Genomic DNA, 23,449 nt, shown 5'->3' with positions numbered 1-23,449 from the left:
CCCGGCCGCGGCGGAACGCGGCGGCAGGGTCCGCGAGAAGCCTCCCAGCGCCCGGGACCGACAGTCTGTACAGCGATACCGGAAGATCTTTACACTGTGTCGATGCAGCCCACCGTCCGGGAAGTCCTCCAGCTCTCCGCCCTGGCCAGGGGCAGACCGGCCGTCGTCGGCGGCCACGCCCACCTCGACCGCCCGGTGCGCTGGGTGCACGTCAGCGACCTGACGGACCTGACGGACCTCCTGGAGGGCGGCGAACTCGTCCTGACCACCGGTGCGCCCCTGACCGGCGACGCCCGCGCCGTCGAGGCGTACCTGGGCATGCTGGCCGAGCAGGACGTCGCCGGACTCGTCGTCGAACTGGGCACCTTCCTGGACGCGGCGCCCGACTGCCTGGCACCCCTCGCCCGCTCCCTGGCGTTCCCCGTGGTGACCCTGGCGGCCAGGACACGCTTCATCGAGGTCACCCAGCAGGTCCACCGGCTGATCGTGGCGGAGCAGTACGAGGAGGTCGAGTTCGCCCGCACCACCCACGAGGTCTTCACCTCCCTCAACCTCGCCCGGGCCTCCACCACCGACATCGTCACCAAGGCCGCGCAGACGCTCGGCGCCTCCCTGGTCCTGGAGGACCTCAGCCGCCACGTCCTCGCCTACTGCGCCCTCGACACCTCCACCGCAGGGCTGCTCCACCAGTGGGCCGAACGCTCCCGCCTCCACAGCCCGACGGCCGGCGCCCGCGAACCCGGCCCCTCGTGGACGGCCGTGCCCGTCGGCGTCGGCTCCGAGGAATGGGGACGCCTGGTCATGCCCGGCCACGGCCCCGCCCACCCCCGCGCCCGCGCCGTCCTGGAACGCGCCGCCCAGTCCCTCCAACTGCACCGCATGATCCAGCAGGAACGCGAAGCCCTCGTGGTCCAGGCGCTCGGAGGACTCCTCGACGACCTCGTCCACGGCAGGATCAGCGAGGAGACCGAAGCCCTCGCCAGGGCCACCTCCCTGGGGCTGCGCCCCAACAGCGCCTACGCCCCGCTCTGCGTACGCGTCCCACGGACGGCCGACACCGGCGTCCTGGCCCAGGGCGAGACCGACCGGCGGCTGCTCGCCTCCCTGCGGCAGGCCGTCGCCGCGGCCGGCGCCGGCGCGATCTTCGCCGTCCGCCGCGAGGGAACCGTGTCGGCCCTCGTCTCCTGCCCGGCGACCGGGGCGGACCGGGTGCTGCGCGCCATCTGCTCCGGACTGGCCGAGCGGCTCGCCGGCAAGGCCGAGGCGGAGACATGGGCCGCCGGCACCGCGGCGGCCTCGGCCGGCCTGGTCACCGCGGCGCGGGGCATCGCCGAGGCCGAACACGTCGCCGAAGTGGGCCTCGCCATGCCGGAGACGAACCGGCTCTACCGCTCCACCGACGTGCGCCTGCGCGGACTCGTCGCCCTGCTCCGCGAGGACCACCGCGTGCAGCGGTTCGCCCAGACCGAACTGGGCGCCCTCCTCGACCACGACGTCCGCACCGGCGACAGCCTCCTGGACCTGCTCCGCACCCACCTCGACGGCGGCGGCAGCAAGACCCGCACGGCCCGGCTGACCGGGCTCAGCCGCCCCACCCTCTACAGCAGGCTGCACGCCGTCGAGCGCATCCTCGGCGTCTCCCTGGACGACCCCGCCTCGCGCACCTCCCTCCACACCGCCCTCATGATCATCGACGCCCGCTGAGGACGGACTCGCGGAGCGCAGCCGCCCCGAGGTGCACCGCCGCGTCGCCCGGCCGCCTGCCTCCGCCCCCGGGGCGGCCCGCCGTTGAGCAGTCCGCCTCCGCCGAGGGTGGTGAGGGCGTGGCGGCGACCCCGGTGACGACCCCGACGGCGCCCCGGCGGCGGGTGATTGCCGCGGCGCGGGGTGCCGACCACCCCCGACCGGCTGACCGCCGCCCGGACCGGCGGTCTCCGGGACCCGGTCACGGCCCAGCGCGAGCATCGCGCGGTGGTCGACTCCCCTTTCGCGCGGGGGCGTTCCGTTCACACCATCGGCGCCCCCGCACACCCTGTCCGTCGCTCCCCCCGAGGAGCAGCCTCGTGTGCACCGGCCGGGATGCCGTGGACCACGGCCTCGCAGCCGTCGGGAACCCTCCCACCCCCCGCCCTGACGCATCACGCACGGAAAGGGACCAGTCATGTCACCCAGCCCCACCTCACCTCCCCGAAGCCTCCTCCGGAGCAGGCTCGTCAGGCTGCTCTCGGCGGCCTGCCTGCTGGTCGGCGCCCTGCTGACCGCGGCACCGGCCGGCGCGGCCACGAGTTCCTCCTCCGGCCTGCTCGACGTCACCTGCACCCCGCCGAGCAGCGCGGTCTCCAGCTACAGCCCGCCGCTGACCAACACGCCGCAGACCTCCCAGTCCTCCGTCTCCTACCAACTGGGCCCCTGCGTCTCGCTGTCGCAGCCGGGCATCACCTCGGGGTCGGCCACGGTCGTCAACCCGCCCCGGGAACGCTCCTGCCTCGACCTGCTGGCCGGTGGCAGCATGACGATCGGCATCACCTGGAACACCGGGCAGACCAGCACCGTTTCGGCGAACTTCAACACCACCGTGGTGGGCGCGCTGCTGCAGGTCGTCATCACCGGGACCGTCACCTCCGGCCTCTTCCAGGGCGACACCGTGCTCCTGACCCAGACCGGTCCCGCGACCCAGGTGCTCCAGTGCACGCTCGGCCTGGGAACCGTCCAGAGCATCTACAGCACGGTGATCCTGGAGATCACGTCGGTCTGACGGCGGTCCCCCGGACACCGTACCGCCGACTCCTGAACCGTCCCCGTCCCCCACCACGAAACACCTGGAATCCGGTCCAAATGAACGACCCGCTGCATGAAGGGATCCAAGGATGGTCGATCAGAACACGCCTCCGCCTCCTCCCGCGCCGTCCGGCGATCGCCGGGGGTGACCTGCTGGTGGCGTGCAGCGGGTCGGGACACACCTCGACGGTCGTGCAGCGTGCGGAGGCGGCGCGGCGGGCCGGCGCCCGCATCGCCGCCGTGACGGCGAACCTCGACTCCCCGCTGGCCCGACTCGCCGACATCCGTGTCCACCTCGGTGAGTACGCAGTTCGTCGGCACCCTCTTCGAACAGGGCGCTCTGGTCTTCTTCGACTGTCTGATCCTGGCCGCCCAGCGCACCCATGACGTCGACCCGGCCGAGATGTACGCCCGCCACACCAACCTCGAATGACATCCACCGACCGGAAGGCGGCCTCGCACGAGGCGGCGGCACCGGCCACCGCCCGGGCCAGGGCCGTCGCCGACGCCGTCCCGGCCGGGCGGTCCCTGCTGTTCCTGTACGAGCCGGGCCGGACCATCGGCGGATCCCGCCCCGCGGAGCCCGCCCACGCCGGCCACGTCCTGCGCGCACTGCGCGAGGCCACCGAAGGCCACGACGTCCGCTTCCTCTACGGCGGAGACGAACTTCTCCCCGGGACGTGAGGTCGGCAGCCCCGCGCGGACGGAACCCGCCTCTCCGCTCCGGTAACTTCTCGCCCGTGCGTGAACAGCGAGGAGCGACCCGGTGAGCGAGCGCAAGGCAGCCACGAGCACGTCGTCCAGCGCCTCGCCCGCCGTCGGGCGGGCCCTGGACATCCTGGTCCACCTCGCCGAGCGTCCCGGGCTGGTGCGGGCGGCGACGCTCGCCCGCGACCTCGGCATTCCGCGGTCCTCCGCGTACCACATCCTCACGGTGCTGGCCGACCGCGGGTTCGTCACCTACGTGCCGTCGGAGCAGGCGTACGGGCTCGGGGTCACCTCCTTCGAAGTGGGGTCCGCCTACCTGCGCCACGAGCCTCTCGAGCGGCTCGCCCGGCCTGTCCTGCGCACGCTCGCCCGGCGCCTGGGGCAGACCGTTCACCTGGGCATCCTCCACGGCGCGGAAACCGTCTACCTCCTCAAGGAGCGTCCGCCGGCGGGCCGGGCGGGTGACGTCGACATCGCGCTCGTCACCGATGTCGGCGTGCGCCTGCCGGCCCACCTCACCGCCAACGGGCGCGCGATCCTCGCCCACTCCTCCCCGGCGCAACTCCGGGCGCTCTTCGCCCGGCCCGGCGACCTCACCACCCGGACCGGCAAGGGCCCGCGCACCCTGGCCGCGCTCACGGAGGAGTTGGCCCAGGAGCGGGAGCGCGGCTGGTCCCAGGAGATCGAACTCGTCACCCGCGGGTTCTGCTCCATGGGAGTGGCGGCGTTCGACCACCTGGAGCGGCCCATCACGGCCATCAGCACCACCTGGCGCCTCCACCACGCCCGGCACGACACGGACGAGATCCGGGACGCCCTCCGCCGGGGCGCCGCACGACTCACCGCGGCCGTCTCGGGGCACGCGCCGCGAACCGCCGACGCGTAGAACCGGCCGACCGTTGCTCCGGCCCGGCTCGGCCCGGCGTGGAACCGGACCTCGAGAACCCCGGACCTTGAGAACCCCCGGACCCCGGACCCCGGAGCGGAGCCGAGCCGAGCCGGAGCCGGAGCCGAAACGGTCTCGGATCCGAGAATCCGCGGGCTCGGCGCTGGTCCCGCGCCCGGCGCTGCCGTGTCATGGCGGAGCAACCGCCCCACCCCTCCCCAAGGAGTGCACATGACCGGCGTCTCTCCCGAGGCCCAGGCCCCCGGCGCCGTCCGCGCGCCGCGCGGCACCGAACTCACCTGCCTGGGCTGGCAGCAGGAGGCTGCCCTGCGCATGCTCATGAACAACCTCGACCCCGAGGTCGCCGAGCACCCCGAGGACCTCGTGGTCTACGGCGGCACCGGAAAGGCGGCCCGCAACCGGGAGGCGTACGACGCCATCGTCCGCACGCTGAGGACGCTCGAGGACGACGAGACGCTGCTGGTGCAGTCCGGCAAGCCCGTCGGCGTGATGCGGACGAACGAGTGGGCGCCGCGCGTGCTCCTCGCCAACTCCAACCTGGTGGGCGACTGGGCCAACTGGGAGGAGTTCCGCAGCCTGGAGGCCCGCGGGCTCACCATGTACGGCCAGATGACGGCCGGCTCGTGGATCTACATCGGCAGCCAGGGCATCCTCCAGGGCACCTACGAGACGTTCGGCGCCGTCGCCCGCAAGAAGTTCGGCGGCAGCCTGGCCGGCACCATCACCCTCACCGCGGGCCTCGGCGGCATGGGCGGCGCCCAGCCGCTCGCCGTCACCATGAACGACGGCGTCGCCATCTGCGTGGACGTCGACCCGAGCCGCATCGAGCGCCGCATCGCCCACCGCTACCTCGACGTCGCCGCCGACGACCTCGACCACGCCCTCCGCCTCGCCGTGGAGGCCCGCGACGCCCGCAGGCCGCTCTCCGTCGGCGTGCTCGGCAACGCCGCCGAGGTCTTCCCCGACCTGCTGGAGCGGGGCGCGCCCATCGACATCGTCACCGACCAGACCAGCGCCCACGACCCGCTGGCCTACCTCCCCGTCGGCGTGACCGTGGAGGACTGGCAGGAGGAGGCCCGCAAGGACCCGGCCGGCTTCACCGAGCGCTCGCGCGCCTCCATGGCCCGGCACGTCGAGGCGATGGTCGGCTTCCTCGACGCCGGCGCCGAGGTCTTCGACTACGGCAACTCGATCCGCGACGAGGCCCGCAAGGCCGGCTACGGGCGGGCGTTCGACTTCCCCGGCTTCGTGCCCGCCCACATCCGACCCCTGTTCGAGGAGGGCCTCGGCCCCTTCCGCTGGGCCGCCCTCTCCGGCGACCCGAAGGACATCGAGGCCACCGACAAGGCCGTCATGGAGCTCTTCCCGGAGAACGAACACCTCCACCGCTGGTTGAGGATGGCCGGCGAACGCGTGGCGTTCGAAGGCCTGCCCGCCCGCATCTGCTGGCTCGGCTACGGCGAACGGCACCGCGCCGGCCTGCGCTTCAACGAGATGGTCGCCTCCGGCGAGCTGTCCGCGCCCGTCGTCATCGGCCGCGACCACCTCGACTCCGGCTCCGTGGCCTCGCCCTACCGCGAGACCGAGGCGATGCTCGACGGCTCCGACGCCATCGCCGACTGGCCGCTGCTCAACGCCCTGGTCAACACCGCCTCCGGCGCCTCCTGGGTCTCCATCCACCACGGCGGCGGCGTCGGCATGGGCCGCTCCATCCACGCCGGCCAGGTCTGCGTCGCCGACGGCACCGAACTCGCCGCCCGCAAACTCGCCCGCGTCCTGACCAACGACCCCGGCATGGGCGTCATCCGCCACGTCGACGCCGGCTACCAGCACGCCGCCTCGGTGGCCCAGCAGCGGGGCGTGCGCATCCCGATGGCGGAGACCGACGGCGGTGCCGCGTGAGCGCCGCGCCGAGCCGACCCGCACCACGCCAGGAGACCCGGCCCGTCCCCACGCACCTGTCCGACCTGCCGAACCTGCCGGATCCGCAGGACGTGCCGGCGCAGCCCTGGACCGGGCGGGACGACGGGCCCGGCGCCGAGGACCTGCGCTGGCACGGGGCCGTCCGCCTCGACCCCCGCGAGGCGGCGCCCGGGGACATCGCCTTCGTCGGCTTCCGCAGCGACGAGGGCGTACGCCGCAACAAGGGCCGGCCGGGCGCCGCCGCCGGCCCGGCGGCCCTGCGCCACGCGCTCGCGTCGATGGCGCTGCCGAAGCCGCTGCGGGCGCTCGACGCCGGCGACGTCGAGGTCGCCGGGGAGGACGACGACGCCCTGGAGGCGGGGCAGGAGCGCCTGGGACGCGCGGTCGCCGCCCTCGTCGACCGCGGCCACCCGGTGATGGTGCTCGGCGGCGGCCACGAGGTGGCGTACGGCAGCTACCTCGGGCTGGCGCGCAGCCGCGCGCTGCGCCAGGGCGCCCGTCCCGGGGTGCTCAACCTCGACGCCCACTTCGACCTGCGCGACGACGACCGGCCCAGCTCCGGCACGCCCTTCCTGCAGATGGCGCGCGACGAGGCCCGGCACGGCCGGGAGTTCACCTACCGGGTGCTGGGGATCAGCCAGCCGAGCAACACCCGGCGGCTGTTCGCCACGGCGGAACGGCTCGGCGTCCGCTGGCTGCCGGACACCGACTGCGGGGCGACCGACCTGGACCAAGCCGAGCGGTTCGTCGACGACTTCCTCGCGAGCTGCGACGTCGTGCACCTGAGCATCGACCTCGACGTGCTGCCCGCCGCCGTCGCGCCCGGGGTGAGCGCGCCCGCCGCCTACGGGGTGCCGATGGAGGTCGTGGAGCGGGTCTGCCACCGGGTCGCCGCGAGCGGCAAGCTCCTGGTCTGCGACGTCGCCGAACTGAACCCCGAGTTCGACGTGGACCGGCGCACCGCCCGGGCCGGCGCCCGCCTGATCCACCGGATCGCCACCGCCCTGGCGTGACCCCGCCCGCGGGCTCGCACTGCCCGGGCACCGCCCGGGCCGGCGCCCGCCTGATCCACCGGATCGCCACCGCCCTGGCGTGACCCCGCCCGCGGGCTCGCACTGCCCGCCCCCCCCCCCGGACAGGCCGCCAGGCCGTGCGAGCGACGAGTGCCGCGGCCTGGCGGCCGCGGCACTCAGACGGCGGGGGACGCCGCCCCCGCGCACGGGCGGCCGGCGCGGCGGACGGCGGAGACCAGCGGCACCCCCGGACGGTACGCCAGGTGCACGGGGGAGGGCGCCTCCAGGACCACCAGGTCGGCCCGCGCCCCGGGGGACAGCCGGCCGACATCGGTACGGCGCAGTGCGCGGGCGCCGCCCGCCGTCGCCGCCCACAGGGCCTCGTCGGGCGTCATGCGCATCTCCCGCACGGCCAGCGCGATGCAGAAGGCCATCGAACTGGTGTAGGAGGAACCGGGGTTGCAGTTGGGGGAGAGGGCCACCGTGGCGCCCGCGTCGAGGAGCCTGCGGGCGTCGGGGTAGGGCGAGCGGGTGGAGAAGTCCGAACCCGGCAGCAGGGTCGCGACGGTCCCGCCCTGCGCGAGGGCGTCGACGTCGGCGTCGGTGAGGAAGGTGCAGTGGTCGGCCGAGGCCGCCCCCAGCTCGACGGCGAGCTGGACGCCCGGCCCGTGGGAGAGCTGGTTGGCGTGCACCCGCGGCACGAGGCCGCGGGCCGCCGCCGCGGTCAGGACCGCCCGCGCCTGGTCGCCGTCGAAGGCGCCCCGCTCGCAGAAGACGTCCGCCCAGCGGGCGTGCGGCGCGCACGCGTCCAGCATCGGGCCGGTGACCAGGTCGACGTAGCCGGCCGGGTCGTCGGCGTACTCCGGGGGGACCAGATGGGCGCCGAGGTAGGTGACCTCGTCGGTGTGGGCGGCGGCGATCGACACGGCGCGCGCCTCGTCCGCCACGGTCAGCCCGTAGCCGGACTTGATCTCCAGCGTGGTGGTGCCCTGCTGGACCGCCTCCCGCACATGACGGGAGACCACCGCGCGCAGCTGGTCGTCGTCGGCGGCGCGGGTGGCGTCGACGGTGGTCCGGATGCCGCCCGCGGTGTAGGGGCGCCCCGACATGCGGGCGTGGAACTCGTCCGTGCGGTCCCCGGCGAAGACGAGGTGGGAGTGCGAGTCGACGAAGCCGGGGATGACGGCCCGTCCGCCGACGTCCACCCGTTCGTCGGCCGCCGGGGCGCCGGCGGCGGGGCCGGCCCAGGCGACGTCGGAGCCCTCGACAAGCAGTGCGGCGTCGGTGAGCAGCCCGAGCGGGCCCTTCCCGAGGGCGGGGTCGTTGGTGACGAGCGAGCCGATGCCGGTGATCAGCGTGCTCGTCCGGTGGTGCGGATCCATGCGGTACTCCTGGAGAGGGGGGTCGGCGCGGGCCGTCCGCCGCGAGGGCCGGGCGCGCGCCCCTCCGCCGCAGCGGGAGGTGCGCCCCGGCGCGTCACAGCGGTGCCTCCGGGCCCGCTATCCGGCCCGAAGCCCGGCCCGAAGCCCGGCCCGAGGGGCGGGAGGCCGAGCGGCGGCCGGGGCGGGCGGGGGAACAGGTCAGAGCAGCGGGCCGGTGGCGGACTCCGCGGCGGCCACGGCGCGGCCCGAGGCGACGTACTGGACGGTCTCCTCGATCTCGGGGGCGAGCCACCGGTCCGTGCCGGGGCCGGCCACCGTCTCGCGCAGCGCGTCCCGCACCGCCGCCGTGGCCGGTGCCGGCACCAGCGGTTCCCGCAGGTCCAGGGCGCGGGCAGCGGTCACGATCTCGATGGCGAGCACGCGGCCGAGCCCGTCGAGGGCGCGGCGCAGCTTGCGCGCGGCCGACCAGCCCATCGACACGTGGTCCTCCTGCATGGCGCTGGACGGGATCGAGTCGACGGAGGCGGGCGCCGCGAGCCGCTTCAGCTCGGAGACGATCGCGGCCTGCGTGTACTGCGCGATCATGTGCCCGGAGTCCACGCCCGGATCGTCGGCGAGGAACGCGTTCAGACCGCGGTTGCGGGCGGGGTCGAGGAACCGGTCCGTACGCCGTTCGGAGATGGAGGCGACGTCGGCGACCGAGATGGCCAGGAAGTCGAGCACGGCGGCGACCGGCGCGCCGTGGAAGTTGCCGTTGCTCTCCACCCGGCCGTCGGGGGTGACGACCGGGTTGTCGACGGCGCTCGCCAGCTCACGGGAGGCCACCAGCTCCGCGTGCGCCAGGGTGTCCCGGGCCGTGCCGTGGACCTGCGGGGTGCAGCGCAGCGAGTAGGCGTCCTGGACGTAGACGCACTCCGGGCCCGCGTGGCTCGCCACGATCGCCGACCCGGCGAGCAGCGAGCGGAGGTTCCCCGCACTGTCCGCCTGGCCGGGGTGCGGGCGCAGCGCCTGCAGGTCGGCGGCGAACACGGCGTCGGTGCCCAGCTGGCCCTCGACGCTCATCGCGGCGGCGATGTCGGCCGTGCGCAGCAGGCGGCGCAGGTCGTGGGCGGCGAGGAGCAGCATGCCGAGCATGCCGTCGGTACCGTTGATGAGGGCCAGGCCCTCCTTCTCCTCCAGGACGACGGGGGTGATGCCCGCCTCGGCGAGCGCCTCCGCGGCCGGCTTGCGCACGCCGTCGGCGGTGCGGACCTCGCCCTCGCCCATCACGGCGAGCGCGCAGTGCGCCAGCGGGGCGAGGTCGCCCGAGCAGCCGAGCGACCCGTACTCGTGGACGACGGGCGTGATGCCCGCGTTGAGCAGCTCCGCGTACGCCTGCGCGGTCCGCGTCCTGACACCCGTACGGCCCGTGGCGAGGGTCGACAGCCGCAGCAGCATCAACGCGCGGACGACCTCCCGCTCCACCTCGGGGCCGGAACCGGCGGCGTGCGAGCGCACCAGGCTGCGCTGGAGCTGGGCGCGCAGCTCCACGGGGATGTGACGGGTCGCCAACGCGCCGAACCCGGTGGAGACGCCGTAATGGGGTTTGGCGTCGTCGGCGAGGGCCCGGACCACTTCCCGGCTGCGGGCGATCTCCTCCAGCGCCTCGGGGGCGAGGGCCACCGGGGCGCCGAGACGGGCAACGGACACAACTTCGTCGGCAGAGAGCGCGCCGACACCGACAACAACAGTCATGGGCCCATCGAAGCCGCAGGTCCGGACGGGTTTCGAGGGGTGCGGCGGCACCGGTGTCTGGGATCCCAGATCTTTCCCGGTGAAACGTCTGGGATCCCGGACACCGGGACCGCGCCGCCGCTGGTCTACTCTCGCCCCATGGGTATCGTCCCGGCCGCCGCACAGGTGCTCGCCGTGCTGCGCTACCTGGCGCGGCAGGCGGCGCCGGTCCCCGCCGCCGCCATCAGCCGCGACGTGGGCCTGCCGCGCTCCACGACCTACCACCTGCTCGACACCCTCGTGGCGGGCGGCTTCGTGGTCCACCTCCCGGAGGAACGCCGCTACGGCCTCGGCGTCAGCGCCTTCGAACTCGCCTCCGGCTACCAGCGGCAGGCGCCCCTCCAGCGCCTGGCGCGGGCGCCGCTGGCCGCGCTCGTCGACCGCACCGGGCACAACGCGAACCTCGCCGTGCTGCACGGCCGGGAGGTCATCTACGTCATCGAGGAGCGCGCCCCGGGCCGGGCGCCGCTGGTCAGCGAGGTCGGGGTCCGGCTGCCGGCCCACCTGACCGCCAGCGGCCGGGCGGTGCTGGCGCTGCTCCCCGCCGCCCAGGTGCGGGCGATCTTCCCCGACCGGTCGGCCTTCGTGCTGAGGCACGGGGTCGGCCCGTCCTCGCTGACGGCCCTGCGCGGCCTGCTCGTCCAGGCCCGCCGCCGCGGATACGCGACGGAGGAGAGCGAGGTCACCCCCGGCCTGTCCTCCGTCGCCGCGCCCGTGCTGGACCACCACGCCCACCCGATCGCCGGCGTGTCCGTCACCTTCCCCGGCGACGCCGCCGACGCCTCCGAACGGCACCGGATCGCCGACCACGTGACCCAGACGGCACGGGAACTGACACGCCGGGTGGGCGGCGTCACCCCGCCCTGACCGGCCTCACCACGGCCGGATGGGGCGGACGCCCCGCGCCGGAAAAAGGGCCCCGCCCGGTAGGCCTCCAGCTCGCCCCTACCGGGCCTCGATCGCGGCCAGCACCTCGGCGCGGGCCGGGCCGGGCCAGGTCCAGGCGGGGCCGCCGTTCAGGGCGAGGGCCCGCTCGACCAGGCCGGGCGCGGCGAAGGCGTTCTCCGGGCTGTCCAGCATGCACGCGACCTCGGTCATCGCCCGCAGCACGTCCGGGTCCCTCAGCTTCACGCCGTCCAGGGCGTTGGTGAGGTGCCAGGCCTCGTCGTCCGTCTCGTAGGGGCGGCCGGCGACCACGGCGTCGATCTCGGCGATCCGGTGCCGGTCCCACTCGCGCAGCCGCCCGTACACCGGGGCGAGGGTCCGTGCGGTGACCTCGTCGAAGCGCAGGGCCAGGTCGAGGGGGTCGGACAGCCCCGTCTTGGCGACCGTGTAGCCGAGCGCGACCGCGTGGGTCAGCCCCATCGACAGGCCGAGCCCGAACTGCGGGTCGGTGGCCGCCCAGGCGTCCCCGACCGCCACCAGTCCGGTCACCACCGGCCGTCCGTCGACCACCGTGCGCTGGATGCGGCTGTGCAGGCCCGCCATGGCCTGCGGCGCCGTGATCGGCTCCCGGCCGGTCCGGCCGTCCAGCTCGGGCAGCATCCTCGCGGCCCGCTCCCAGGCCGCGGGCTCGCGCAGGGCCTTGAGGGCGTGGTCGCGGCCGGAGACGACCAGGACCACGGACCACGTGTCGTGGTCGGCGGGGATCACGATGCTCGACAGGCCCTCGTGGTGGACGAGCGGCCAGACGGGCCCGGCGGGGGCCCCGTCCGCGGCGCGGTAGGTGCGGGCGTAGTAGACGAAGCCCGCCTCGGCCCGCTCACTGGCCGGGGGCGGTCCGCCGAGCCGGGCGAGCAGCGTGGGCACCGGGGAGTTCCGGCCGCCGGCGTCCACCACCAGCGCGGCGCGCAGCTCCTCGCCGTCCTGGGTGACCACACCGGTCACCCGGGGGCGCCCCTCCGGCCCGGCGGGGCCGGTGAGCAGACCCGTCACCTCCACGCCCCGCCGCACGCCCACCCCGGGCGCGGCCGCGGCGGCCGCGGCGAAGGCGGCGTCCAGGACCGGACGGCGCGCGGTGAGGGTGTCGTAGCGCTCGTCACCGGGCCGGGGGCCGTCCATGCCGGGCAACTCCCGTGCCGCGGCGGCGATGTTGAGCCGCAGCGGTCCCGCGGCCTCCAGCGCGTCGGCCACCTCGGGCAGCCGTCCGCGCAGCAGCGCGGTCCCGGCGGGCAGCAGGATGTGCGGCTGCCGGAACTGGGACACGCCGGGGCGGCGCCAGTCACCCCAGGCGCGCTCCGCGACATCCGGGCCCGGGCCCAGGTCGTGTCCGTCGCGTTCCAGCACGGTGACCCGCAGCCCCTGCCCGGCCAGTGACATCGCGGCCGCCAGGCCGACGGGTCCCGCGCCGATCACGATCACGTCCGCGTCCGGTCCGTCCGGTCGTCGCTGCATCGGAAGCCTCCTCGAGAGAACATCGGTTCGTCGTGGGGCCACGTTCGCCGTGATCGCCGCTCGGCCGGCAGTCCATTCCCCGCTCACCGTCGGCCGTTCGGTGCTCAGTTCCTGCCCGGTTCCGGCCCGGCTCCGCCTCAGGCGCCCGGCGCGGGGATCGGGACGCCGGCCGTCTCCCGCTGCCAGAGGATGTCGCAGACCTTGTCGCAGCCGCGCCGCAGGTGCCTGCGGTAGGTGCTGTACGGCAGGCTCAGCCGCTCGGCGGCGACCATGTGGCTGGGCACCCGGTGGAAGTACGCGGTGGCCAGCACGCGGTGCAGCTTGGCGTCCCGCGGATCGGCGCGCAGGGCGTCCACGGCGTCGCTCAGCAGCTCCCGCAGCATCTCCCCGGTGTGCTCGGCGGCGTACCCGGGCTGGCCGGTGACCATCCGGGCGGTGCGCAGCGCGCCGGCGGCCAGGACGTCCGGGCGGTGCCAGTCCCGCAGGGCGGCGCGGACCGCCGCGTCGAAGTCGGCGCGGGCCAGCGGGGCGGGCGCCGCGTCGGCCGACGGGCGGGAGGGCGGCTCGGTCAGCGCGCCCGGCTGGGTGCGGTCGAACCAGATCGACAGGGGAGTGACCCGCCAGTCGCAGGCGAAGAGCGTGTAGGTGTGCCCGTTGGGCCAGGGCAGGGCGGTGGCCCGCTCGTGGCCCAGGTGCTCCATCAGCGCCTCCCACAGGTCCGGGACCGGGCTGATGATGAACGACCAGGCCAGGGCACCGGAGCGGATCCAGTCGGCGCAGATGCGGAGCTGCATCAGGTGCAGCACCGGCGATATCTCGTAGTAGGCCGGCGGGTGGATCAGGAACCGGGCCAGCAGCAGGTGCTCGCCCGGCCGCAGCGGGCCGGTGCGCAGGGTGTGCTGCCACGCCTGGGCCAGCACCGGGTCCGCGGCGAGCTCGTCGGGCTGCGGCTCGCCGAGCCGCAGCCAGGTCATGAAGGCGACCGGCTCGCCCGTCGCGGAGTCCCGGTACATCCAGAACGCCTCCGGCTGCCGCTCCAGCCAGAACTCCACCACCGCGGCGGACTCCGGACCCTCGGTCTCGGCGATCATCCGGCGCACCGCGTCGTGGTCCCCGGGCCGCAGGACGTCCTCGTGGTGGTCGCCCTCCCGGCTCATCCGGAAGTACCGGCCCATCGGCCCGTACCGCTTGAGGTAGCTGAGCTCGCGGATCGCCACCAGCGCCTCGGCCGGGGCGGCGGTGCGCGCCTGCTCCAGCAGGTGGTGGCCGACGCGCCGGTGCATCTCCTCGTACCCCTCGGGATCGCGCCAGCGCAGGTCCGCGTCGACGGCGTCGCTGACGAGGTCGTGCAGGAACACGCCCTGCCGGGCCCAGTCGGCGACCGGCAGGCGGCGCAGCCAGGTGAACATCTCGGCGCCCCGCTGGGGCCCGACCACCGCCCGCAGCAGGCCCTCGGTGGTGGTCATGGCGTGCGCCGCGACCTCCAGGGCGAGCCGGTGATCGGCTCCGGGCACCTCGCCGACCATCCGGGACAGCAGCGCGGTCAGCACGTCGGGAGTCGGCGCCCAGCCCTCGTTCCCGCCCTCGTACCCTCCGTCGTCCGCGCCCGGGTTCCCGCCCTTGTTCCCGCCGTCGTCCGCGCCCGGGTTCCCGCCCTTGTTCCCGCCGTCGTCCGCGCCCGGGTTCCCGCCCGGCCCGGCGCCGCTTGCGCTCGCCGCCGGGCCGGGCGCGGCGACGCCGGAGGCCAGGCTCAGGGCGAGCGGGTGGCCGCCGGCGAAGCCGAGCACCCGCTCCCGCGCCGCGGGCGCCACCCCGCGCAGCTCCAGTAGCCGCTCCGCCTCCGCCGGCTCCAGGTCGGCCAGCGGCACCACCGCCAGCGCCTCGCTCCAGGCCAGGTCGGCCCGCCAGGCGGGGCTGGGCCCCTCCCGTCCGGCGAGCACCACCAGCGTCCGCCCGGGCAGCCCGGGCAGGAAGTGGTCGCGCAGCCAGCCCTCCAGGCCCTGGCAGTGCTCGAACGCGTCGATGAGCAGGACGGCGTCGGACGCGGCGGCGACGGCCCCGGCCTCCGCGCGGAACCCGGCGGGCGAGGGATCGATCAGCCGCCCGTTCACCTCCACCACCGGCCGCCCGGCGTCACGGCTCTCGTCGGCGAACCGGCGCAGCAGCGTCGACTTCCCCACCCCGCCGGGCCCGTGCACATGGAGCACCGCGGGAGCACCCGCCGCCCCCGCCAACGCGTCGCGGAACAGGGCGAGTTCCCGCCGACGCCCCACGAAGGCGCGCTCCCGCGCCCACCTCAGCCGTTCCGCCAGACTCCCCGCATCGCTGCTCATCCGGCGACCCTATCCGCCCACCACCACCCCGCTCAGGCCACCGGCCGTAAGCCCGGCCCGTGCGCGACCGTTCCCGACCCGGTGGTCCGAATTTTGCACGGCATGCATGTTTGCATACCATGCAACTTATGTCGGAGAAGAGCACCGCGGGCGGCGGACTGCGGGAACGCAAGAAGAGGGCGACACGCGCCGCCCTCACCGAGGCCGCGATCCGCCTGGCCGCCGAACACGGGGCCGAGAAGGTGACCGTCGAGGCGATCAGCGCGGCCGCCGGTGTGTCGGTGCGGACGTTCTTCAACTACTTCGACACGCGCGACGACGTGTTCGTCCTCACCGACGCCGAGGCCGGCGCCCGGATACGCCGCGCGCTGCTCGACGCGCCGCCCGCCCTCACCCCCCTCGAAGCGCTCCAGGGCGCCCTGGCGGCGGAACTGGCCGAGGCCGAGCACCACCACGACCTGTGGCGACTGCACGCCGAGGTGCTCCGCGCCACCCCCCACCTGCTGGTACGCCTCCTCGGCGCGCACGCGGCGGACGAGACGGAACTGGCCGAGGCCATCGCCGCGCGGATCCGCCCGGACACCGCACCGGAACCCCCGGCCCCGCCGGAAGCCGCGTCCCCGACGGAGGCCACGGCCCCGACGGAGGCCACGGCCCCGGCCGCCTCCGACGAGGACCGGCGCAAGGAACTGGACCTCTACCCGAGGCTGCTGGCCGCGGTGGCCGTCACCGCCCTGCGGATCAGCGTCGAGCACTGGTGCGCGCGCCCGGACGAGCGCGCCGTCCGCGACGTGTTCCGGGAGACCTTCGCGCTCCTGGCCGCCGGCCTGCCGGCCCCGCCCGGACCACCGACCACACACCACAGCCACCGTTCGAAAGAGATGTCGTGACCGCATCACAGGCGCCCGCTGACGCGCCCCCCGCCCCCATGACCTCCCGGCAGATACTCCAGACCATGTACGGCCTGATGGCCGGCATGTTCGTCGCCATCCTCGCGGGCACCGTCGTGTCCAACGCGCTGCCCACGATCATCACCGACCTCGGCGCCAGCCAGTCGTCCTACACCTGGGTCGTCACCGCCGAGCTCCTCGCCATGACCGCGACGGTGCCCCTGTGGGGCAAGCTGTCCGACCTGTTCAACAAGAAGCTGCTGCTCCAGCTCTCCCTGCTGATGTTCGTGGTCGGCTCCCTCCTGGCGGGCTTCTCCCAGGACACCACCCTGCTGATCTTCAGCCGGGTCGTGCAGGGCATCGGCGCGGGCGGTCTGACCGCACTCGCCCAGGTCGTCATGGCCGCCGTCATCCCGCCCCGGGACCTGGGCAAGTACTCCGGCATCTTCGGCGCGGTCTTCGCCGTCGGCACGGTGGCCGGACCGCTCATCGGCGGTGTGCTCGTCGACACCGAATGGCTCGGCTGGCGCTGGTGCTTCTTCATCGGCGTGCCCTTCGCCCTCATCGCGATCCTGCTGCTGCAGCGCACGCTGAAGCTGCCCACCGTCAAGCGCGAGGCGAAGATCGACTGGCTCGGCGCGTTCCTCATCGTCGCCGGCGTCTGCGCGCTCCTCATCTGGGTCTCGCTCGCCGGCAACCAGTTCGACTGGGCGTCCTGGCAGACCGCCGCGCTCGTCGCCGGAGGCGTCCTGCTGCTGGTCCTGGCGGTCCTGGTCGAGGCCCGCGCCGCCGAGCCGGTCATCCCCCTCGACATCTTCCGCAACCGCACGGTCACCCTCACCACCGTCGCCAGCCTCCTCGTCGGCGTCGCGATGTTCGGCGGCACCGTCTTCCTCTCGCAGTACTTCCAGGTCTCCCTCGGCAAGTCGCCCACCGTCGCGGGCCTGATGAGCCTGCCGATGATCCTGGGCCTGCTGGTGTCGTCCACCGTCGCCGGACAGCTGATCAGCCGCACCGGCAAGTGGAAGGGCTACCTGGTGGCGGGCGCGGTGATCATGACCGCCGGCCTCGCCCTGCTCTCCCTCATCGACGCCGGCACCCACTTCGGCCTGCTCAGCCTCTACATGGCCGTCCTCGGCATCGGCGTCGGCATGCTGATGCAGAACCTGGTGCTCGCCGCGCAGAACGACGTCCCGGCCGCCGAACTGGGCGCCGCGACCTCGGTGCTCTCCTTCTTCCGCAGCATGGGCGGCACCATCGGCACCTCCGTCCTCGGCGCGATCCTCGCCAACCGGGTCGCCGACGAGATGACCAAGGGCCTGCAGGAGGCCGGCGTCCCCGCGGGGACCACGGAGGCCTCGGGCGGCGGCGGCCACAGCGTCCCGGACCTCAGCACCCTGCCCGCACCCATGCGGGACATCGTGGAGCACGCCTACGGGGTCGCCACCGCCGACCTGTTCCTGATCGCCACCCCGTTCGCGTTCCTCGCGCTGATCGCGGTGCTGTTCGTGAAGGAGAAGCCGCTGAAGACCACCAGCGGCCTGGAGCGCCTCGCCGAGGAGGCCGGCGACGGCCCCACCACCCCGGACACCGGCAAGACCCTCGTCGGCTGACCCCCCACCCCTCCCGGCCTGGGGCCGCCCGCCACCCGCGGGCGCCCCACCGCGTTCCGCGCGGACGGCTTGCGGTTCCGGGCCCGTGGCCGACGCGTCCGGCACGGCAGGTGCGCGCGAGTCCCGCTGCGGGTGCCGATCGGTCGCAATCGCGTGCGGGAGTCCCGGCCCGGGTGGTACAAGGACCGCGTGACTGATCATCTGCACTTCCCCACCCTGCTGCGGCGGATCGACGAGCGTTCCGCCGCGTTCCGCGCGGCTGTCGCCGCGGCCCCGAGCCTCGACGCCGACGTCCCGTCCTGCCCGGGCTGGACGCTGTACGACCTGGCGAACCACCTCAGCGAGGGAGACCGCTTCTGGGCCTACATCGTGCTGCACACCGTGCCGGGCGACGAGCGGCCGAGCAAGGACGGCCTGGCGGCGCCCAGGGAGCGCGAGGCCCTCATAACCTGGCTGGCCGACTCGACGGAGCGACTGCTCACCGCCCTGCGCGAGGCCGGCCCGGACCGGGGCTGCTGGGCCTGGTGGGAGCCGCTGGCCTCGCCGCACACAGGGGCCGCCGTGGCCCGCCGCCGCGTCGCGGAATCGCTGATCCACACCTATGACGCCCAACTGGCCTCCGGTGCCCCTCAGGAGCTGCCGACGACCGAGGCGGTCGACGCCATCGAGGAGTTCCTCGCCACCGTCTGCACCGGCACGGTCCCGTGGCCGGGCGAGCCCGCCACCATGGACTACCACGCGGCCTCGGCCGGCTCCTGGCGCCAGACAGTGGACGCCGCCGGTTCCCGCTTCACCCGCCTCACCCCGGCGGAGGCCGCCGGGAGCAAGCCCACCGCCGCCGTCCACGGCACGGCGAGCGAGATGGCTCTGCTCATGTACATGCGCATCCCGGCCGGCTCGCTGCGGATCGAGGGCGACGCCGACCTGCTCCAGCAACTGCAGGACTGGGGCTGAGGCCGCCCCGAGCGGGGCGGCTCCTCACCCGTGCCCTTCGGTGAACCGCATGACGGCTGTCGGTCCTCGCGCAGGGAGAGTTCCCTGTATTGCAACGGTCGATCCAAAACGGCTAGGCTGGCGCCATGGCCCGACCGCGGATGTTCGACGAGCAACGGGCCCTGGACGCGGCGATGCGCACGTTCTGGGAGAAGGGCTACGAGGCCACTTCCACGCAGGACCTGTGCGAAGCCACCGGGCTGGGGCGCAGCAGCATCTACAACACCTTCACGAGCAAGCGCGACCTGTTCGAGCGGGCGCTGGCCCACTACATCGACACCATGACCACCGCTCAGCTGGCCGTCCTGGAAGACCCTCGGCGCCGTGCCGCCGACCGCATCCGCGACCTGTTCGCGATGGTGGTCGACGGTGAGACCGAGCACCGGGCCGGCGGCCGCAGCCTGGGCTGCCTGACCGTGAACACCACCGTCGAACTGGCCGCCCACGACAGCCGGGCGGCGCGACTGCTGGAGCGCGACACGGCCCGCAGGCTCGCGGTGCTGCGCGCGGTGATCGAGGAGGGCCGCCGGGACGGCAGCATCACCTCCCAGCGGGACGCCGGAGCGCTGGCCCGCTTCGTCAACGCGGCGATCGGCGGCATGCGCATCTCCAGCCAGGGCGGTGCCGACCGGGCCGCGCTCGAGTCGATCGCCGAGGTCACCCTCGACGCGCTGACCCGCTGACCCGCTGAGCCAAGCGCCCTCTGGGCGGCACCTGTGCGTGTCCGTGTTTTGGACTGAGTAATCCATAACTCGTCATCCCCACGTCACCCGCCCCCCACGCCGGTGGCGTCGGTCCCGTAAGGAGACACCGCCTTGCCCCGTGCCGTATACGTCCTGGCCCTCGGCATCTTCGCCATGGTGACCAGCGAGTTCGTGGTCGCCGGACTGATGCCGCAGATGGCCGACGGTCTGAACGTCACCATCCCGCAGATCGGATACCTCATCACCGCGTTCGCGGTGGCCATGGCGGTGGGCGGGCCGTTCCTCACCATGGCGCTCATGAAGTTCCCTCCCCGGACGGCCCTGTTGACGCTGTTCGTCGTCTTCCTGGCGGGCAACGTGCTGGCCGCCACGGCGACCGGCTACTCCACGATGCTGGCCGCGCGGATCGTCACCGGCATCGCCGCCCAGGCGTTCTTCGGCGTGGCCATCTCGCTGTGCGTCCGGATCACCCGCCCGGAGATCCGCGGCCGGGCGATCGCCGTCGCCATGAACGGCCTGATGCTGGGCACCCTGCTCGGACTGCCCATCTCCACCCTGGTAGGCGAACGCTTCGGCTGGCGCGCGGCGTTCTGGACCATCGGACTCATCACCGTGGTCGCCGCCGCGGCCACCTGGTTCGGCGTGCCCCGCGTCGAGCGCGCCGACAGCGGCGGCGGCATCCGTCAGGAGATCGGCGTCTTCAAGCGGCCCGGACTCTGGTCGGCACTGTCCACCAGCACGCTCATCATCGGCGCCACCTTCTCCGCCTTCAGCTACTTCAACCCGATCCTCACCGAACTCACCGGCTTCTCCACCGGCACCGTCCCGCTCCTGCTGATCGCCTACGGCGCCGCCACCGTCGTCGGCAACAACGTCGTCGGCCGCTTCGCCGACCGCCACACCGTCCCCGTGCTCGCCGTCGGCCTCGTCCTCAACGCCGTGTTCCTGGCCGGCTTCGCGCTGCTCGCCGACCTGCCCGCACCGGCCGTGCTCTGCATGATGGGCATCGGCCTGGTCGGCGTCACCATGAACCCGGCGATGGCGACCCGCGTCCAGCGCACAGGGAACGCCGGCCCGCTGGTCAACACCGTCCACTCCTCCTTCATCACCCTCGGCATTATCCTGGGCTCCTCCCTCGGCGCCCTCGTGATCGACGCCTGGGGTCTTCGCGCCCCGCTCTGGCTCGGCGCGATCATGGCCCTGGCCGGCCTGGCCACCGTCCTGCCCGACCTGGCCCGCCGCTCCGCCCCCGCCGTGATCCCGGCCTCAGGCGCCGCCGAACAGGCGGAACGCGCGTGAGCGTCGACGTCGTCCGGCACGGACACGCGGCAGGACGGTCACCCGTCCAGCTCGGGGTACATCGTCCGCTGGTACGGCGACAGCAGGGACACGGGAAGCTGGCCCGCGCCGCGGCAGATCGGGCAGACGCGCCGGGTCGCGCACTCGGGGCAGCGGCTGCGCCCGTGCGGCTCGTCGGGCAGCCACCCGCGGCCCCCGCAGCAGGCGCAGGCGCCCAGGCCGTCGCACTCGTAGCAGAGCAGGTGGCCGGGCGTGACGGTGCCGGGCGTCCGCACCGGCTCCGGCCACCGGAACTCCTCCGGCTCGTACAGGGCCACGACGGGTGTCCGCCCGATGTACAGCACGGTCGGGCCGCCGGCGTCCACCCGCACCTCGATGACGCTGCCGTCCGGGTGGCGGGCGGTGAGGACGTGCCGGTGGCCGGTGCCGCCGCTGAGGGCGGCTCTCCCGTCCGTCCCGGCCTCCGCGTCCGTCCCGGCCTTCGCGTCCTCCGCGTCCCCCTCCCTGTCCGTGACGTCCCAGTCCAGGCGGCCGAGGAGGTCCGCCGCGTGGGCGACGAGTGCCGGGGCGCCGAGCCCGCCGGGTCGGCGTCCGCGGGCCATGACGGTGTACCGGAAGCCCGGGGGCTCGTGCCGGTCGACGACCGACGGCTCGCGGGGGAAGAGCATGCCGAGGTCGGCGCCGGGGGTCAGCCGTTCGGCCAACTCCCCGATCCGCTCCCGCAGGTCGTCGGCGAGCCGCTCCAACTCCGCGCGTGCGCCGGGAAGTTCCGCCATGGAAGCCCTTCCGCTCGGCCAGGTCGGGGCATCGTATGCCGGTGGCCCCGGCGAATGCACGGGTACGGGCGGCTCGTGGTCGGCCGCTCCGCCGCCCTCACGCCGACACGGGCGCGGGCGAGGCCGGCGAGGACGCGCCGGGAACGGGTACGCTGCGGTCCCGCGCGCCCGCGCGCCGCACCTCAGGGTGGCCTCCCCCCCCGCCGGACCGTGCAGCGGATCGGCGGCGTACGGCTGCGCGGCACGGGCCAGGGCGCGGCGGTCCGGGTGGCTCCCGGCGCCGAGCACGGGCCGGACGTCCACCTCGGCCACCAGCCCCCGCACGCTCATCACGCGCCACACCGAGGCCAGGAGGGTGTCGTCGCCCACGAACGCGGCGGCGGTGGCCGGCGTGCCGTCGGAGAAGCGGTAACGGAGACGGACCGGCTGGACGGGCACGCCCGCGTCCAGGGCCGCCTGGAAGACGGCGGGCCGGAAGCGTCCCTGGGCCCGGCCGCACCAGCTGCTGCCCTCGGGGAAGACCGCCACCGCGGCGCCCCCGCGCAGGAGTTCCGCCAGCCCGGCGACGGTGCCGGGCAGGGCCCGCAGCCGCTGCCGGTCGATGAAGACGGCCCCGAACGCGGCCAGCCGCCCCGCCACCGGCCACCGCCGGATCTCGGCCTTGGCGAGCATCCGCGCGGGGCGGACCGAGGCGAGCAGCGCGACGTCCAGCCACGAGACGTGGTTCGCGACCAGCAGCAGCCCACCGCGCCCCGGTGCGGCGCCGGACACCCTGACGCGTGCCCCCGCCGCCCGGACGACGCCCCGGCACCACAGCCGGACCGCCCGGCGGGGGAGCAGCCGGGTGAACGGGCAGGCCGCCAGCCCGGCCAGGAGCAGCGCGAGCAGTGCTCCGGCACGGGCCGCGGCGCGCGCCCGCCCCACCCGCGGGAACGCCTCCACGCAGGACGGCACGGCGCACGGCGCCGTCGGGTCCCAGGGGTTCATCCGGCGGCGGGCGTCAGGGAGAGGAAGTGGCGCAGGTAGCGCTGGTCGATGTCGCTCATCCGCAGCAGGACGTACAGGTCGGCGACGCCGAACTCCGGGTCGTGGGCGGGCGCGCCGCACACCTGGGCGCCCAGCCGGAGGTAACCGCGGAGCAGCGCGGGCAGCGGGGCCCGCCCGGAGGGCGGCTCCTGCGGCTGCCAGGCGCGCAGCGGGGTGACGCGGTACTCCTCGGGGGAGAGGTGCCCGGCACGGACCCGCTCCCACGCCGCCGAGGCCGACCCGCCGCCGTCGGCCAGGGGGAGGGAACAGCAGCCGGCCAGCCACTCGTGACCGCGCTCGGTCATGTAGCGGGCGATGCCGGCCCAGACGAGAGCGATGACCGCCCCGTCCCGGTGGTCCGGGTGGACGCAGGACCGGCCGACCTCGACCATCCCGGAGCGCAGCGGCGCCAGGGCGCGCAGGTCGAACTCCGTCTCCGCGTACAGCCGTCCGGCGGCCGCGGCGCGTTCCGGGGGCAGCAGCCGGTAGGTGCCGACGACCTGGCCGGTGGTGGTCTCGCGGACGAGAAGGTGGTCGCAGTACTCGTCGAAGGCGTCGACGTCGTGCCCCGGCAGAGGGGTGGACAGCACGGCGCCCATCTCGCCGGCGAACACCTCGTGGCGCAGCCGCTGGGCGGCGCGCACCTCCGCCTCCGTACGGGCGAGGGCGACGGCGTAGCGGGGCGGAACGCCGGAGAGCTCGGGCCGGGAAGGGTCGGCCAGGACGACGGTCATCGGGGTTCTCCTGAGGGCCGGAGGAACACGGAGCGGCGGGCCGGGCGGGCCGCCGTCAGTCCTTGTTCTGCCGACCGGGCCTGACCGGTGCATGACCGGAGTGGGGTGCTCGGGTGTGGAGTTCCTTAAGGCGCGGAACACGCGCCCCGGCCGGCCCGCCGGTGGCCGGTTCCGGCTCCTCGGCTTCACCCGATGGTCAGACG

The 23,449-nt window shown here is 74.7% G+C and carries 18 protein-coding genes and 2 pseudogenes; 14 read left to right on the top strand and 6 right to left on the bottom strand.

Annotated elements, in window-relative coordinates; translation table 11 throughout:
• Positions 1–102 precede the first annotated feature (102 nt).
• From ABZ836_RS27945 to hutG, 8 genes and pseudogenes are all read left to right on the top strand, one after another.
• Positions 103–1,704, top strand: coding sequence for a PucR family transcriptional regulator (locus tag ABZ836_RS27945; RefSeq protein WP_361146682.1), 1,602 nt, complete (start codon positions 103–105; stop codon positions 1,702–1,704).
• A 457-nt stretch (positions 1,705–2,161) separates the two neighbouring features.
• Entirely contained in the window at positions 2,162–2,755 is a 594-nt protein-coding gene (locus ABZ836_RS27940; protein WP_356133387.1) for a hypothetical protein, read from the top strand.
• A gap of 80 nt (positions 2,756–2,835) precedes the next feature.
• Positions 2,836–3,015 (top strand): annotated as a pseudogene (locus ABZ836_RS27935) (hypothetical protein); the annotation flags it as partial.
• A gap of 61 nt (positions 3,016–3,076) precedes the next feature.
• The gene (locus tag ABZ836_RS27930; RefSeq protein ID WP_361146710.1) at positions 3,077–3,211 is read left to right on the top strand and encodes a hypothetical protein; all 135 of its coding nucleotides are present in this window, start codon (positions 3,077–3,079) and stop codon (positions 3,209–3,211) included.
• Positions 3,208–3,462 (top strand): triose-phosphate isomerase, encoded by a 255-nt coding sequence (locus ABZ836_RS27925; protein WP_361146679.1) that lies wholly within the window; start codon positions 3,208–3,210, stop codon positions 3,460–3,462. Before ABZ836_RS27930 ends, ABZ836_RS27925 begins: the two co-directional genes overlap by 4 nt.
• Before the next feature lie 82 nt (positions 3,463–3,544).
• Positions 3,545–4,372, top strand: coding sequence for an IclR family transcriptional regulator (locus ABZ836_RS27920; RefSeq protein ID WP_356133389.1), 828 nt, complete (start codon positions 3,545–3,547; stop codon positions 4,370–4,372).
• A 231-nt stretch (positions 4,373–4,603) separates the two neighbouring features.
• On the top strand, positions 4,604–6,295 hold the full coding sequence (gene hutU, locus ABZ836_RS27915; RefSeq protein ID WP_361146676.1) for a urocanate hydratase: 1,692 nt from the start codon (positions 4,604–4,606) through the stop codon (positions 6,293–6,295).
• The gene (hutG, locus tag ABZ836_RS27910) at positions 6,292–7,329 is read left to right on the top strand and encodes a formimidoylglutamase (protein WP_356133393.1); all 1,038 of its coding nucleotides are present in this window, start codon (positions 6,292–6,294) and stop codon (positions 7,327–7,329) included. The genes hutU and hutG overlap by 4 nt, the downstream gene beginning before the upstream one ends.
• Before the next feature lie 176 nt (positions 7,330–7,505).
• Here hutG and hutI read toward each other — a convergent pair whose 3' ends face one another.
• The gene (hutI, locus tag ABZ836_RS27905) at positions 7,506–8,711 is read right to left on the bottom strand and encodes an imidazolonepropionase (RefSeq protein WP_361146673.1); all 1,206 of its coding nucleotides are present in this window, start codon (positions 8,709–8,711) and stop codon (positions 7,506–7,508) included.
• Positions 8,712–8,909: 198 nt separating this feature from the next.
• Positions 8,910–10,445, bottom strand: a complete 1,536-nt coding sequence (gene hutH / locus ABZ836_RS27900) for a histidine ammonia-lyase (RefSeq protein WP_361146670.1) — start codon at positions 10,443–10,445, stop codon at positions 8,910–8,912.
• A 138-nt stretch (positions 10,446–10,583) separates the two neighbouring features.
• On the opposite strand from hutH, the gene ABZ836_RS27895 reads away from it, so the two are divergent.
• The gene (locus ABZ836_RS27895) at positions 10,584–11,351 is read left to right on the top strand and encodes an IclR family transcriptional regulator (RefSeq protein WP_356133399.1); all 768 of its coding nucleotides are present in this window, start codon (positions 10,584–10,586) and stop codon (positions 11,349–11,351) included.
• 78 nt (positions 11,352–11,429) lie between these two features.
• On the opposite strand, the gene ABZ836_RS27890 is transcribed toward ABZ836_RS27895, so the two are convergent.
• Both ABZ836_RS27890 and ABZ836_RS27885 read right to left on the bottom strand, forming a co-directional pair.
• Entirely contained in the window at positions 11,430–12,878 is a 1,449-nt protein-coding gene (locus ABZ836_RS27890) for an NAD(P)/FAD-dependent oxidoreductase (RefSeq protein WP_361146667.1), read from the bottom strand.
• A 137-nt stretch (positions 12,879–13,015) separates the two neighbouring features.
• Positions 13,016–15,211, bottom strand: a complete 2,196-nt coding sequence (locus ABZ836_RS27885) for an AAA family ATPase (protein WP_361146665.1) — start codon at positions 15,209–15,211, stop codon at positions 13,016–13,018.
• A gap of 119 nt (positions 15,212–15,330) precedes the next feature.
• Between ABZ836_RS27885 and ABZ836_RS27880 the strand changes: the two genes are divergently transcribed.
• The 5 genes from ABZ836_RS27880 to ABZ836_RS27860 all read left to right on the top strand — a co-directional run bounded on the left by ABZ836_RS27880 (position 15,331) and on the right by ABZ836_RS27860 (position 20,710).
• Positions 15,331–16,101 carry a helix-turn-helix domain-containing protein gene (locus tag ABZ836_RS27880; RefSeq protein WP_361146662.1) on the top strand — a complete coding sequence of 257 codons (771 nt, stop codon included), beginning with the start codon at positions 15,331–15,333 and terminating at the stop codon, positions 16,099–16,101.
• 38 nt (positions 16,102–16,139) lie between these two features.
• The gene (locus ABZ836_RS27875; RefSeq protein ID WP_361146707.1) at positions 16,140–17,714 is read left to right on the top strand and encodes an MDR family MFS transporter; all 1,575 of its coding nucleotides are present in this window, start codon (positions 16,140–16,142) and stop codon (positions 17,712–17,714) included.
• A gap of 189 nt (positions 17,715–17,903) precedes the next feature.
• Positions 17,904–18,668 carry a maleylpyruvate isomerase family mycothiol-dependent enzyme gene (locus ABZ836_RS27870; protein WP_356133407.1) on the top strand — a complete coding sequence of 255 codons (765 nt, stop codon included), beginning with the start codon at positions 17,904–17,906 and terminating at the stop codon, positions 18,666–18,668.
• Positions 18,669–18,793: 125 nt separating this feature from the next.
• On the top strand, positions 18,794–19,390 hold the full coding sequence (locus ABZ836_RS27865; protein WP_356133411.1) for a helix-turn-helix domain-containing protein: 597 nt from the start codon (positions 18,794–18,796) through the stop codon (positions 19,388–19,390).
• A gap of 132 nt (positions 19,391–19,522) precedes the next feature.
• Positions 19,523–20,710 carry an MFS transporter gene (locus tag ABZ836_RS27860; protein WP_361146658.1) on the top strand — a complete coding sequence of 396 codons (1,188 nt, stop codon included), beginning with the start codon at positions 19,523–19,525 and terminating at the stop codon, positions 20,708–20,710.
• Positions 20,711–21,717: 1,007 nt separating this feature from the next.
• Here the strand turns inward: ABZ836_RS27860 and ABZ836_RS27855 are convergent.
• Both ABZ836_RS27855 and ABZ836_RS27850 read right to left on the bottom strand, forming a co-directional pair.
• A pseudogene (locus tag ABZ836_RS27855) lies at positions 21,718–22,473 on the bottom strand (lysophospholipid acyltransferase family protein); the annotation flags it as partial.
• Positions 22,470–23,246, bottom strand: coding sequence for a GNAT family N-acyltransferase (locus tag ABZ836_RS27850; protein ID WP_356133416.1), 777 nt, complete (start codon positions 23,244–23,246; stop codon positions 22,470–22,472). The gene ABZ836_RS27850 and the pseudogene ABZ836_RS27855, both read right to left, overlap by 4 nt.
• Between the last annotated feature and the right edge of the window lie 203 nt (positions 23,247–23,449).

Origin of the sequence: Streptomyces sp. NPDC047130, assembly GCF_040643475.1 — a bacterium.
GTDB lineage: Bacteria > Actinomycetota > Actinomycetes > Streptomycetales > Streptomycetaceae > Streptomyces.
Note: the sequence above shows the minus strand (reverse complement) of the source record. Positions and strands in the feature narration are given on the sequence as shown.

Bases quoted from the DNA above. Each gene is read 5' to 3' on its own strand.
- ABZ836_RS27945 (WP_361146682.1), top strand. From the start codon at position 103: ATGCAGCCCACCGTCCGGGAAGTCCTCCAGCTCTCCGCCCTGGCCAGG.
- ABZ836_RS27940 (WP_356133387.1), top strand. From the start codon at position 2,162: ATGTCACCCAGCCCCACCTCACCTCCCCGAAGCCTCCTCCGGAGCAGG.
- ABZ836_RS27925 (WP_361146679.1), top strand. From the start codon at position 3,208: ATGACATCCACCGACCGGAAGGCGGCCTCGCACGAGGCGGCGGCACCG.
- hutU (WP_361146676.1), top strand. From the start codon at position 4,604: ATGACCGGCGTCTCTCCCGAGGCCCAGGCCCCCGGCGCCGTCCGCGCG.
- hutI (WP_361146673.1), bottom strand. From the start codon at position 8,711: ATGGATCCGCACCACCGGACGAGCACGCTGATCACCGGCATCGGCTCG.
- hutH (WP_361146670.1), bottom strand. From the start codon at position 10,445: ATGACTGTTGTTGTCGGTGTCGGCGCGCTCTCTGCCGACGAAGTTGTG.
- ABZ836_RS27895 (WP_356133399.1), top strand. From the start codon at position 10,584: ATGGGTATCGTCCCGGCCGCCGCACAGGTGCTCGCCGTGCTGCGCTAC.
- ABZ836_RS27890 (WP_361146667.1), bottom strand. From the start codon at position 12,878: ATGCAGCGACGACCGGACGGACCGGACGCGGACGTGATCGTGATCGGC.
- ABZ836_RS27885 (WP_361146665.1), bottom strand. From the start codon at position 15,211: ATGAGCAGCGATGCGGGGAGTCTGGCGGAACGGCTGAGGTGGGCGCGG.
- ABZ836_RS27880 (WP_361146662.1), top strand. From the start codon at position 15,331: ATGCAACTTATGTCGGAGAAGAGCACCGCGGGCGGCGGACTGCGGGAA.
- ABZ836_RS27875 (WP_361146707.1), top strand. From the start codon at position 16,140: ATGACCTCCCGGCAGATACTCCAGACCATGTACGGCCTGATGGCCGGC.
- ABZ836_RS27865 (WP_356133411.1), top strand. From the start codon at position 18,794: ATGGCCCGACCGCGGATGTTCGACGAGCAACGGGCCCTGGACGCGGCG.
- ABZ836_RS27850 (WP_356133416.1), bottom strand. From the start codon at position 23,246: ATGACCGTCGTCCTGGCCGACCCTTCCCGGCCCGAGCTCTCCGGCGTT.